Origin of the sequence: Curtobacterium sp. MMLR14_002 (genome assembly GCF_001864975.1) — a bacterium.
Classification (GTDB): Bacteria; Actinomycetota; Actinomycetes; order Actinomycetales; family Microbacteriaceae; genus Curtobacterium; species Curtobacterium flaccumfaciens.
Genome location: NZ_MJGT01000049.1, coordinates 33606 through 45446, shown reverse-complemented (window position 1 = coordinate 45446; position 11841 = coordinate 33606). Strand labels below are relative to the sequence as shown.

12 protein-coding genes are annotated in these 11841 nt (G+C 71.2%); 11 read left to right on the top strand and 1 reads right to left on the bottom strand.

Annotated features, from left to right (window positions below; all coding sequences use genetic code 11):
* The first annotated feature begins 90 nt into the window (after positions 1-90).
* The 5 genes from BIU91_RS06125 to BIU91_RS06105 are packed head-to-tail and all read left to right on the top strand — an operon-like array spanning position 91 to position 2874.
* Positions 91-390, top strand: a complete 300-nt coding sequence (locus BIU91_RS06125) for a hypothetical protein (RefSeq protein ID WP_035809242.1) — start codon at positions 91-93, stop codon at positions 388-390.
* 57 nt (positions 391-447) lie between these two features.
* A complete protein-coding gene (locus tag BIU91_RS06120) occupies positions 448-813 on the top strand; it encodes a hypothetical protein (protein ID WP_139196640.1) in 366 nt (121 codons plus the stop codon).
* A complete protein-coding gene (locus tag BIU91_RS06115; RefSeq protein ID WP_084740742.1) occupies positions 810-1649 on the top strand; it encodes an oxygenase MpaB family protein in 840 nt (279 codons plus the stop codon). The genes BIU91_RS06120 and BIU91_RS06115 overlap by 4 nt, the downstream gene beginning before the upstream one ends.
* 5 nt (positions 1650-1654) lie before the next feature.
* A complete protein-coding gene (locus tag BIU91_RS06110) occupies positions 1655-2263 on the top strand; it encodes a hypothetical protein (RefSeq protein ID WP_071404663.1) in 609 nt (202 codons plus the stop codon).
* Positions 2263-2874 (top strand): FHA domain-containing protein, encoded by a 612-nt coding sequence (locus BIU91_RS06105; RefSeq protein ID WP_071404662.1) that lies wholly within the window; start codon positions 2263-2265, stop codon positions 2872-2874. The genes BIU91_RS06110 and BIU91_RS06105 overlap by 1 nt, the downstream gene beginning before the upstream one ends.
* A 78-nt stretch (positions 2875-2952) precedes the next feature.
* On the opposite strand, the gene BIU91_RS06100 is transcribed toward BIU91_RS06105, so the two are convergent.
* Entirely contained in the window at positions 2953-7368 is a 4416-nt protein-coding gene (locus BIU91_RS06100) for an FtsK/SpoIIIE domain-containing protein (protein ID WP_071404661.1), read from the bottom strand.
* 107 nt (positions 7369-7475) lie between these two features.
* On the opposite strand from BIU91_RS06100, the gene BIU91_RS06095 reads away from it, so the two are divergent.
* From BIU91_RS06095 to BIU91_RS06070, 6 genes are all read left to right on the top strand, one after another.
* The gene (locus BIU91_RS06095; RefSeq protein WP_071404660.1) at positions 7476-7772 is read left to right on the top strand and encodes a WXG100 family type VII secretion target; all 297 of its coding nucleotides are present in this window, start codon (positions 7476-7478) and stop codon (positions 7770-7772) included.
* 107 nt (positions 7773-7879) lie between these two features.
* On the top strand, positions 7880-8209 hold the full coding sequence (locus BIU91_RS06090; protein ID WP_128780490.1) for a hypothetical protein: 330 nt from the start codon (positions 7880-7882) through the stop codon (positions 8207-8209).
* Between the two features lie 2 nt (positions 8210-8211).
* Positions 8212-9966: a putative T7SS-secreted protein gene (locus BIU91_RS06085; RefSeq protein WP_366556895.1), complete on the top strand. Its 1755-nt coding sequence runs from the start codon at positions 8212-8214 to the stop codon at positions 9964-9966.
* Positions 9967-9979: 13 nt separating this feature from the next.
* Positions 9980-10675 carry an enhanced serine sensitivity protein SseB C-terminal domain-containing protein gene (locus BIU91_RS06080; protein WP_071404657.1) on the top strand — a complete coding sequence of 232 codons (696 nt, stop codon included), beginning with the start codon at positions 9980-9982 and terminating at the stop codon, positions 10673-10675.
* Positions 10676-10677: 2 nt separating this feature from the next.
* The gene (locus BIU91_RS06075; RefSeq protein ID WP_139196642.1) at positions 10678-11262 is read left to right on the top strand and encodes a hypothetical protein; all 585 of its coding nucleotides are present in this window, start codon (positions 10678-10680) and stop codon (positions 11260-11262) included.
* Positions 11263-11383: 121 nt separating this feature from the next.
* Positions 11384-11794 (top strand): hypothetical protein, encoded by a 411-nt coding sequence (locus BIU91_RS06070; RefSeq protein WP_071414712.1) that lies wholly within the window; start codon positions 11384-11386, stop codon positions 11792-11794.
* Positions 11795-11841 lie beyond the last annotated feature (47 nt).

Sequence of the window (11841 nt, the reverse complement as noted above, 5' to 3'; positions counted from 1 at the left end):
AAGGTGACGCCCGGGTGAACACGACACGAAACCGGACGGCCGCCAAGCGCCGGCGGGTAGGCAGGAAGCCCGCAACGGAAAGGAACCACCATGAGCGACCCCGGCATCAGCCCCGTCGACGACTTCGAGTCCCAGCAGCGTCGCGACGACGACATCGATCGTGAGCACGTCGGCCCGTACGAGGTGGACGAGGCCGAGGAGTCTCTCGAGACGGTGACGAACGACGCGGTCGCCGGCGAGACGGTGGAGCCGCAGCCCGGTGACGGCTCCGACGACGGTCCGACCGGCGGGTCCCCGCGCGAGGGCTCGCCCGACCTGTGGGAGCACGAGAACGAGCAGGACGAGGACCGCGCCGACCTCGGCAACGACCTCGGCACGAAGCCGCTCTGAGCGCTGATCTCTGAGCTGATCAGGCTCCCCCGGAACACGGCTCGGTAGCATCGGGCCGTGTTCCGACGAGTCCGCTCCAGCGTCCGCAGCATGCCCTCGGCGGCGCGGCTGCTGGCGGTCGCGGCGATGCTGCTGGTCGCCGCCGCGGCACACCTCGCCGCCCGCTCGGAGCCCGGTGGCCGCTGGGTCCCGCTCCTCGTCGTCGGCGTCGTCGGTGCGGTCGTCACCGGATCACCGACCCGCCTCTGGCCGCTCCCCGCGATCTGGCTCGTCGCGACGCTCCTCGCCCTGACCGGTGACGCACCCGTCGACGCCTCGTCCGCACTGGTCGCCCTGGTCGTCGGCGCCGTCGCGCTCCTGGCGGCGATCGCCGTGGACCTGAGACCCGTCCTGCGGGCGCGACGCCGACGGGGTGCGGCGTGACCACCCCACGGCCTGGAGGCGCGACACACGACCCGCACCGTGCCTCCCGTCCGCCTGCTGGTCGCGTCCACGACCGTCACCTGCGTCGGTTCCTCGCCGACAGCACACCCGTGGCCGCGGGCGGCCGCGCCATCCTGCTGCAGATCGCCGACCCGGTCGTCGCGGCCGGTGTCCGACGGCACTCGGACTTCGCCCGACGACCCCAGCAGCGGCTCGCGCACACCCTGATGTTCGTCTACGCCGTCGTCATCGGCACGGAGACCGACTCGGCGACCGCGGCCGGCTTCGTCAACCGTGCGCACCGGCCCGTCGCCGGCGCCGACGACGTCGACCGGCAGCTCTGGGTGGCCGCGACCCTGTTCGACTCCGCCCGCCGGGCGCACGACCTGTTCGGCACACGCGTCTCCCCGGCCCGAGCCGAGCAGGTCCTCGCCGCCTACGCCCCGATCGCGACCGCGCTGCGGGTGCCGCCGGAGCGTTGGCCGACCTCGGTGGCGGCGTTCGACCGGTACTGGCAGCGGACGCTGGAGGGGCTCGAGGTCACCGACGACGCCCGTGGGGTCGTCCGTGACCTGCTGCACCCGCGGTTCGCGCCGCTGTGGGTGCGGGCGGCGATGCCCCTCGTCCGCATCGTGACCGTGGGGATGCTGCCGGAACGGGTGCGCACGGCGTACGGCTTCGCGTGGGGGCCGCGGGAGGAACGGCGCTTCCGGCGCACCGTCCGGGTGGTGGCCGGGGTGCGGGCGCTGGTGCCGGGGGCCCTGCTGCGGCTGCCGGGGCCGCTGCTGCTGCGGGCGATGCGGCGGACCGCGAGGCGACACGCCACGGTACGGTAGCGGGCATGTCGGTCGACCACTTCGCCATCACGGTCCCGCGGTCCTGGTTCGAGCTCCCGGTCGAACCGGAACGCCGCGACGACCGGATCAGCGCCCTCGTGCAGGAACGCATCGAGGACCACCGGGAACTGTGGGACCACCGCACCGAGATCGTCCGGGTGCTCCGCCGGTTCGCCCGCTCGGCGTGGGACAGCGGCGCGCGGTACTGCGCCGCGTTCGCCGAGCCGAGCGAGGACGGCATCGTCTCCGGTGCCCTCACCGTGACGGTCCTGCCCGCGCCCGAGGCCGGCGGCGACCCGCTCGCCGCGCTCACCGACCACGTCGCAGCACTCGGCGGTGACGACGACGGCATGCACGTCGACGTGCACGAGGTCCCCCGCGTCGGCCGGGTGCCGCGCGTCTGGGGTGTCTCGACGGTGCAGGCACCGGACGGCCGCGGGTCGTTCGACGTCGTGCTCATGCAGACGTTCGTGCCGGCCGGCGACCAGGTCGCCCTGGTCAGCGTCTCGTCGCCCGCGACCGACCTGGCCGAGCCCCTGTACGAACTGTTCGAGACCGTGACCGACACCTTCGAGCTCATCGACTCCGCCGCGGTCGGCAGCGAGGCGTCCTGATGCGCCTCTGGCCGTTCCGGAAGAAGCGCAAGGTCGTCGAACCCGTCGTCGAACGGGTCGACGAGCGTGACCTGGCACAGATGGCGCAGCGTGGCGAGCTCGCCCGGTCGGTCACCACACCGCCCCCTGCTCCGCGTGCGAGTGCCGACCGGGTCCGGGCGACCGTGGCGCAGCTGCCCGGCCGACCGCTCGGATCGTCCGGCGGCACCACCGCCCGTCGTGACGCCGCCCCCGCCCGCCAGGCAGCGGCTGCCGTGCTCGTCCTCGACGGCGCCCAGCGGGTGACCGTGTCGGGTGGCGGGCTGATCGGCCGTGACCCCGCGAGCGCCCACCCGGACGGCGGACACGCCCACATGATCGCTCTGGAGGACCCGGAGCGGCTGCTCAGCCGCACCCACCTGGAGTTCGGGTTCGGCGCCGAGGGCTCCCTCTGGGTGCTCGACACCGCGTCGGCGAACGGCGTCGAGCTGCAGCGTCCGGGGTTCCCCGCGGCGATGCTCGTGCCGTCGCAGCGCACGACCGTGCAGCCCGGCGACACCGTGGTGTTCGGCGGGCACACGCTCCGCGCCGAACCCGCCGTCGGACTCGTCAGCGAGACGCCGCTGGGCTGAGCAGGCCCCGGACCGGGCCGGATCCGGGCTGCGCAGGCTCCGGCTCCACCCCCGAGGCCGGCGCCCCCGCTGCCGGCGTTAGTCGCCCGCCGGTACCTGCACGAGTCGGAGCGCCTGGTCGGCGTCGTTCAGCAGCGCCCGACCCGCGACGCGGTCCTGGGTGACGAGGCTCTTCGACAGCTTCGTGCCGATCAGGTCGCCGTCGACGGTGCTGAGCGGTGCGAGGAGCATGCCCCGACGCGCCTTCTTCGCGTCGACCTGCCAGCCGCGGAACCCGCTCGCCACGCCCTCGACGTCACCGGCCAGGACGAGCCCGACCGAACGACCCCGGTCGGAGTCCATGATCGCCCGGAACACCGGTTCGGCCGGCGACTCCTTCAGGGCCTCGGCGTCGTCGACCAGCACGAGCGTGAAGCCGTCCGAGCCGGTGTCGATCGCGGCGGACAACCCCTCGGCCCCGATGGCGCCGTCGGTCACCACCGTGACGCGGGGTGCTCCGTCGAGTGCTCGGAGCGGGGACTCACGCGGTGTCACCGCGACGACCGACCCACCCGCCGACAGCACGTGGCGGGCCATCGCGACGAGCGCGGTGCTCTTGCCCGAGCGGGGGCTGCCGCCGACGATGAAGACCGGGGTGTCCTGCACGAAGTCGTGCGTGAACAGCCGGAGCTCGTCGCCGCCGACGCCGAGTGCGACCCGGCCCACCGATGCCTCGGCCGACGGCAGGTACCGCACGGCGTCCGCGAAGGTGATGGAGCGCGGGAGCACGTCGATCCGGAACGGCTTCGGGGCGTCGGCCGGCACGTGCGCACGGACCTCGTCACCGATGCCCCGCAGCGCGGCGGCCTGGTCGCGGCCCCCGAGTCCGCCGGGCAGCACGGCGACCTGGGTCTCCGTCGCCGTGGCGTTGCGGAACCCGCGCCCGGGTGGGATCGACTCCGGCAGCTTCTTGCCGTTGATGCCCTCGTAGTTGTAGTCGCCACGGTCGGCCAGGGCGAGCAGCAGCTTCCGCTCCACCTGGCTCGACATCCGGCCGGACGTCAGGGTGCGGTCGCCGGAGACGACCAGGTGCACGCCGACGCCGACGCCCTCGCGCAGCAGGGTCTGGACGGCATCGTGCAGCGCACCGTTCTCGGCGTCCGCCAGGGTCGCCATGAAGCTCTCCCACTGGTCGAGGAACACGACGATGTGCGGCATCGGCACGGTGCCCGCGTCGGTCCGCTGCTCGGCGATCGACGAGTACCCGCCGGCGGCGAAGGCGGCCTGGCGCTCCTGCACCGTGCGGAGCAGGATGCCGAGCAGCCGCGAGACCCGGTCGGGTTCGTGCCGCTGCACCACGGCACCGCAGTGCGGCAGCGCCCCGAGGGCCAGCAGCGCGCCGTTGCCGCAGTCGATCCCGTACATGTGCACGTCGCCGACGCCGAGCCGCAGGGCCATCGCCCCCGCCAAGGTGCGGAGCGTCTGGCTGCGGCCCGAGCGCGGCGAGCCGATGACGAACAGGTGGCCGTCCGCGTCGAGGTCGAACACCGCCGGGCGCTGCCGCTGGTCACCCGGGTGGTCCTCGACGCCCCAGGCGACCGCCAGCGGTGCCAGGTCGGCGGTGCCGGTCGACTCGACGTCGTCGAGCCCGACGACCTCGCCGAGCGGCGGCAACCAGGGCTTCCGCTGCTCGGGGGTGCCGAGGGCGCGGGTGGCGTCGTCGATCGACGCGACGAGGACGCTCAGGTCGGTGACCTCCACGTCGCTGGCCGCGGCCTCGACGGCAGCCGGGCGGGGGGCTGGATCGCTGTACGAGGCGAACGTGAGCTCGCGGACCAGGGCGGGGCGGGCCTCCTGGTCGTCCGAGCCGGGCCGGCGCCCACCCACACGACCGGACTGGAACGGCAGCAGCGAGGCAGCGCCGAGCCGCACGTAGGCCCGCCCCGGGGTCGACTTGGCGATCCGCGCGGCGTCGTTCGCGCCGATGACGTCCTGGCTCTCCGACTGGTCGGTGACGCGCAGCGCGATCCGGAGGTTCGTGTTCGCGCGGATCTCGGGCGACACGACACCGCCCGGTCGCTGCGTGGCGAGGATCAGGTGGATGCCGAGCGAGCGACCGCGCTGGGCGATGTTCACCAGGCCCTTCACGAAGTCGGGTAGCTCGCGGGCGAGCGAGGCGAACTCGTCGATGACGATGAGCAGCCGCGGCAGGCTCGGGATCGTGTCCCCGTTCGCCGCGCGCTTGGCCTGCAGGTCCTGGTAGTCCTCCAGGTCCTTCGCACCGACCTCGGCCAGAGCGTGCTCGCGGGTGCGCAGCTCGGCGCCGAGCGACTCGAGCGCGCGCTCGACCTGGTGCGTGTCGAGGTCGGTGACCATGCCGACCGTGTGCGGCAGGTCGACGCAGTCCTTGAAGGCCGCGCCGCCCTTGTAGTCGACGAGCACGAAGTTCATCTCGTCCGGCCGGTTCGCCACGGCGAGGGACGCCACGATCGTCTGCAGCAGCTCCGACTTGCCGGAACCGGTGGTCCCGGCGACCAGGCCGTGCGGGCCGTCGTTCCGCAGGTCGATCGCGAACGGCCCGTCGATCGACGCCCCCACCACGGCGGTGGTGCTGCGGCCGCCGAGCAGCCAGCGTGCCTGCACGGCCTCGGACGTCGGCGGTTCGAGCTGGAGCACGTCGAGCAGGCGAGCGGACGACGGGATGGCGCCGTCCTGCACGTCCGGGCTGGCGTCGACGATCGGCGACAGCGACCGGGCGACCCACTCGAGCCAGTCCTGGTCGACCAGGTCCGGGCGTGCGTCGTCGATGCGCTCGCTGCGCTGCTGGGTGACCCGCACCCGGTCGTCGCGGACGACCACCACGGCGTCGCACTCCTCGGGCAGGAGCCGCTCGTCCAGGTCGAGGCAGATGCTGAACACCCCGACCGACGGCCCCTCCTTGAGCACCTGCACGAGCGAAGGCATCGCGCGGAGCCGGCGCGCGCCGTCCATCACGACGACGATCTCGTCGGCCGGCGGGGTCTTCTTGCCGATCCCGGCTTCCTTGCGGGCGTCGATGATCGCGGCGAGCTCGGCGATCGCCCGCGCGGTCGACGCGGCGTTCGAGGCGATGCTCGTCATCGGCTGGTCCGCACCGTCACGGCGGACGTGCGGCAGCCAGGACATCCACTCCCACAGCGACGTGCGTGTGGTGTCGGTGAGCAGCGTGAAGGTGACGTCCTTCGGACTCTGCAGCGTCGCGAGCTGCGCGACCACCCAGTTCGCGAGTCGTCGGGCGTCATCGTCCGGACCGGCGATGCCGATCACGCCGCGCTCGGCCAGGCGGATGCGCACCGGCACGTCCGTCGCGTCCCACGCGACGGTCCGCTTGTGGGACAGCTGCTCCGGGTCCTCGATGGTGACCTCGGAGCGCTGCGTCGCCGTGCCGACGCGGACCAGCAGGTGGTCCGGGTCCGTCCGGCGTCGCTCCCACAGGCGCGGCAGGGGCGTGACCGCCGTCTCGTAGACGGCGGCGGGGTCCGGCGCGCTCGCGATCCAGCGTGCACGTTCGGACTGGAGGCTCTCGGTCGCGTCCGCCTCGATCCGCGCCTTGGTGTCCTCGTACTCCACGACGCGTTGCCGGTACGTCTTCTTGCCCTGCCGGCGGCCCTGGAGGCCCGTGATGATCATCAGGATCGGCGACAGCAGGGCGATGAGCAGGTAGATCCACCGCCCGGTGGTCGACACGAACATGACCGCCATGCCCATCGGCGCCAGCGCCATCAGGATGGGGAGCGCCCGGGCCGGGGGCTCGGTCGGCGGCGGGGGCAGCTGGTAGCGGGTGTGCTCGTCCGGCGGCAGGATGCGCGGCGGCCGGTTGTACTCGAGCGACATGCCGTCGTCCGCCAGGGACAGGTGGGCGCCGCGGTTCGGGGCGCGGCCGAAGCCGAGCAGGACCCCGCCGACCGCGAGCTGTGCGGTCTCGGGCCAGTCGGTCTCCTCGGTGACCGGCTCGCCGTCCAGCAGCGCGCCGGAGAAGCCGTTCGCCGGGCGCACCTTCGCGCCGTCGGCCGTCACCGTGACGAGCAGGGCGATGTCCGGCACCGTGTCGGACCCCGACGCCTCGGCCTCGACCTCGTCCGTGGTGCTCACCGGCACCCGCACGTGCGCGGACGGCGACGTACCGATGGTCACCGTGCCGGTGCTGACCCGCACGATCGTCCCCGCGTGCAGCCCGGACACGATCCGGACCTCGGCGTCGGTCAGCGGGCGGAGCGGCGGCGGCGGCACCTGCTCGAGGCTCCGGCGCACCACCACGCCCTCGCGGACGCCCGACTCGGCGACCGACGCCGAGAGGTCGAGCGGCTGCTCCCCGACGAAGTACACCGGGGTCCGGCCGGAGGCGACGACGTCCGTGGCGATGAGGCGCTCGGCCTCGGCCACCAGCTCGCGCACCGCCCGGGAGTCGTCGCCGTCCACGTAGACGTTCGCGGTCTGGCCGCTCTCGCGGTCGACCATCGTGAACGTGAAGGTCATGGCATTCCCCCGTAGCGTTGACTTCGTGTCGCAGGACGATGGTAGTGTCCCCTGCAACACGCCCCGTTGGGGGGACAAACGAAACTCCGGGGAAAGGGAGTCACACCGTGGCGAACATCAACGTCTCGTACGCAGACCTCGAGGCAGCAGCCTCCGACCTCAAGGCGGGCCAGGCAGACATCGAAGACCGTCTGTCGGCACTGCAGCGCAAGATCCAGCAGCTCATCTCGGACGGCTACGTCACCGACAAGTCGTCGGTCGCGTTCGGCGAGTCCTACGACGAGTTCAACCGTGGCGTGACCCAGACGGTCCAGGGGCTCGAGGGCCTCTCCACGTTCCTCTCCAAGGCCTCGCAGACCCTGTCCGAGACGGACGAGTCGCTGGCCTCCGGCCTCAAGGGCTGACACCGTCGTCGACCCCGTGCCCCGCGATCGCGTGGGGCACGGGGTCGTCGCGGTTCCTGTGGCGCCGTCCTGACGGCGCCGGTTCGTGATCGGGGAGGGATTGTTCCGTGGCAGGCAAACTGCTGGTTGACCTGATGGGGCTCGGGGAGCTCCAGAACGACCTGACGACCGTGCACAGCACGCTCGAGCAGGCGCACAAGCGTGTCGACGCGTCCGACGACGAGATCGGTTCGGGGACGGTGCAGAACGCTCTGCACGACTTCGACCACCGCTGGGGCGACAAGCGGGACAAGATCAGCGAGTCGACGAAGGCGTTGGCGGACATGCTGAGCTCGTCCATCGAGACCTACACCGAGACCGACGAGCAGCTGGCACAGGCCCTGCAGGTCAACGACGAGAACGGCGGCGGCGGACCCGCTGCCTCGAGGGCGCAGTAGTCGTGGGGCGGCCGTCGGGGTGGGACGTTGTCGATCAGGGTGATGATCCGGTCAAGGGTGATCCGTCGACGTTGCGGATGATGGCGCGGGAGTACCAGCGCATCTCCGACGCAGCCGATGACGCCTCGACCCGGCTGAAGTCGGTGAAGGGGTCCGGGTGGCTGACCGACTGGGAGGGTGAGGCCGCGGATGTGTTCGTCGACGCGATCGAGGACACCCCGTCGGACCTGACGAAGCTCGTCGATTCGTACGAACTCGCCGCGACGGCGTTGTCGGGGTGGGCTGACACGGTCGATGACACCCAGTACCGGGCTGATGGTGCGTTGGCGGACGCGAAGGACGCCACCGGGGACCTCGCCGCGGCGCAGGACCGGTTGGCGGATGCGCAGTCGACGTTGTCGCACTACGAGTCCGCGTCGAAGGACCTGTCGAAGGTCGCGGACAAGTACCCGGCAGGTTCCGACGTGCCGGACGGGGTGGATGTTCCCTCGCCGGCGCAGTTGCGGGCAGCGTCCGACAACGCTTCCGTCGCACAGGGGTCCGTGAGCTCGGCGCAGGGGGACATCTCGGCGGCGCAGTCGCGGATCGATGCGGCGAAGCGGCTCGTGGCGGACGCGAAGAGTGATTGGCAGGACGCGGAGCAGCGGACCGCGACGAAGATCGGTGAAGCTGCCGACGCGGGCCTCGGGAAGCAGTCCACGTGGGACAAGATCTTCGGGTCCGAGGCGTGGGAGACCATCGTGTCGGTGGCGAAGGTCGTCGTCGCTGTCGGCGGCATCATCGCGATGATCATCCCGGGGCCGTGGACGTTGATCATCGCGGCGATCGCGCTCGTGGTGTTGGCGGACACGTTGTACAAGATGAGCAAGGGCGAAGCCGACGGGTGGGACCTCGCGTTCTCCCTGCTCGACTGCGTCCCCGCAGGCGGGGCAGTCGCCGCGGCGCTCAAGGGAACGCGAGCCGCGACCGCGATCGCGAAGTCGACGAACGCGATCGGTTCGCTCGGCGCCGTCCGCGTGGTGCGTTCACTCGCCGGAGGCGCGGCCCGCGCGACCACTTCGGCAGCAAGCCGTGCCGCGTACCGCTTCGGGCAGAAGGTCGACGGCGTCGCTCTCGCAGCGAAACGATCCGATCGGGTTCAGGACGCGTACATCGCAGCCCGCTCCACCATCCACCGGCTCCGGGGAGGGCAGTTCACCGATCAGGGGAACATCATCATCCACCGGTGGACCCCCGTCGAACGTGGCCCACTGAGTGGTGAAGTCGCGGACACTGCACACACCTTCCGGTCGGGCACGTACAACGAGGTGCTCGTCACCAACCGTGAGAGCACGCTCTACCGGAGTGTGAACGGCGACTCCAAGTACCCGATCGGAGAGTTCTGGGGGAAGACGGAGCCGAGCGGACCGTTCGCGACGCAGCAGGAGTTCGCTCTGCGGCCCGAATGGCACGCCGACCCCACGACGCCCGGCGTCAACACTCCGCTCCCGCAAGCCGACCAGTACCTGCAGGCCGACATGCCAGTGGGGACCCGTGTCTACGAGGGCCCCGCGGCGCCCCAGTCATCGATGTCGTGGAGCCCGGACACCGACAGCACCCTGTACGGGAACGCGTTCCAGCAGACTCCGGGCGGCAAGGAGCAGGTCTACCTGCCACGCAACGCGTTCGGCGACCAGGCGGCGGCAGCAGAACGGCTCGGTCTACCGTGGAATGATGCGCTGAACCGTCCGGCGACCCTGCCCGTGGTCCGCGACTGAACAAAGGAACACCGTGACCTTCCCCTCGAACGAGCTGGAGCAGGTACTGCTCGCCGCGAGCCGCAACGAGACCGGTATCGATTCGTTCCTCGATCAGCTGCTCGCGTCGGCCGTGTTCGTGCCGTCGAGTGCTGCGCCGGACGGTGGGCGCGCACTGGACATCACGTCGATCGACAACCGCGCCTACGTCACGGTGTTCACATCACCCGATCAGGCTGACTCGGCGTCGGCCTCCGGTGAGCTTGCCGAGGTACCAGCGTCGAGCCTCCTCGAGATGATTCCGGAACACGTCGGTTTCGCGGTGAATCCCGGCGGCGACCTGGGACTGCCCGTGTACGCGGAGACGCTCCGACAGGCAGCGCACGGTTCCACAAGACTCACCGCGGGGACGCGCATCCGGATCGGCCACCCCGCAGAGGAGCCAACGGCGTTCCTGGAAGCGGCCGCGGCTGAGTTCCGCCAACTGGGGCCGGTGCGATCTGCCCGTCGCGCATGGGCTGCTGTGGACGATCAGGCCCCAGGTCTCGTCATCGGTGTCGACGTCGATCCCGACAGTCCCGACACTCGCGCCTCGGTCGTCGACGTCATCGGGCGAACAGCCAGGTCTCTCGGAACCCCTTTCACTGTCGATGCCGTCTTCACGAACGATCGCGACAGTTTCACGGAGTGGATGCAGAGCGATACGCGCCCGTTCTACACGGATCACTGATCTTGGAACGTATCCCCGCGGTAGCTGTCCCCGACATGCTCCACCTTGCAGTCGGCTCAAGCGGTGAGCGAGTCACCGAACCGTACGACCGGGGCATCTTGGTGGAGTTCGCCTACTCGATCGCAGGCGATCGGCCCGCTGGGCGGGGCACGTCCACTCGGCAGGTGAGCCGTCAATCACTCATCGACGATGAGACCAGCGGTCGGTACATCGTCCAAGTCGACGCAGCAGCTGATCGCTTCGAGGGGCTCCCAGTCGTGGACCGACCCGTTCGTCATCATGGGCTCCTGCCGATCCCGACCCGCGTAGTTCATGCACTGCCGATCACAGCGATCCAGGGGATCTGGGCCGAGATCGTCCGCGACACGGCACGACCGCAGTCGGCCTGGCGGTTGTTCGAGTCTGCTTCCCGTCCAACGCTGAACCTGGTGATCGACCGCGATCCTGCCGAGTGGCGGGCGCGGGCGACCACGGCGCTGGGGCGGAGGCCGCACCCGGAGATAACCGTCGTCGAGGACCTGGACGAAGTTCCGCGAATCTGGCGCAAGGCCGCGCGTGATCTCCTGGCCGCCGAGGTGAGCGCTTGACGCCCTCCACATTCGAGCGCCGACGACGCGCAGGCTGGAGACGAGTTGTCGATCTCGGTTTGTGGGTGGTCGGGACGGAAGACGGTGCGCGCCGTGGTCTCGCTGCGGCTCGGTGCGTGACATGACGACCTACGAACGAACCGCTCACCGGAACGGCACGAGCGCGCCGGCGACCGTGATCGTCGAGATGGACCTGACGAACCCCGATCATCAGGTGCGCTACACCGTGACCGTGTTGCTGCTGGGCGCAGAGCACACGGCCACGGCGTACGACGCCTTCGAGGCGCTGAGCCTGGTGCGCGAGGCGCTCGACGACGAGGGCTGGCTCCTGGGCGTGCAGGGGGCACGCGTCGACGTGTGGCCGAGTGGGATGGCGCGACAGCAGGGCGGTGGCATGCGGGCGTACCGACTCCGCCGCGGTCGTCGGCCTCGGTTCAAGGACCTCGTCGATGTGTTCGCCCCGGCCGACGAACACCTCGGCACCGTGCAGGCGCAACGCGCGTTCGTCGAAGCGAAGTTCCCCGACGCCTGACCGGGTGCCGGCGACGACCGGCCGTGACTCCCTGAACACCGAGCCCC

Coding starts and splice junctions, on each gene's coding strand:
- BIU91_RS06125 (WP_035809242.1), top strand. CDS start 91: ATGAGCGACCCCGGCATCAGCCCCGTCGACGACTTCGAGTCCCAGCAG.
- BIU91_RS06110 (WP_071404663.1), top strand. CDS start 1,655: ATGTCGGTCGACCACTTCGCCATCACGGTCCCGCGGTCCTGGTTCGAG.
- BIU91_RS06105 (WP_071404662.1), top strand. CDS start 2,263: ATGCGCCTCTGGCCGTTCCGGAAGAAGCGCAAGGTCGTCGAACCCGTC.
- BIU91_RS06100 (WP_071404661.1), bottom strand. CDS start 7,368: ATGACCTTCACGTTCACGATGGTCGACCGCGAGAGCGGCCAGACCGCG.
- BIU91_RS06070 (WP_071414712.1), top strand. CDS start 11,384: ATGACGACCTACGAACGAACCGCTCACCGGAACGGCACGAGCGCGCCG.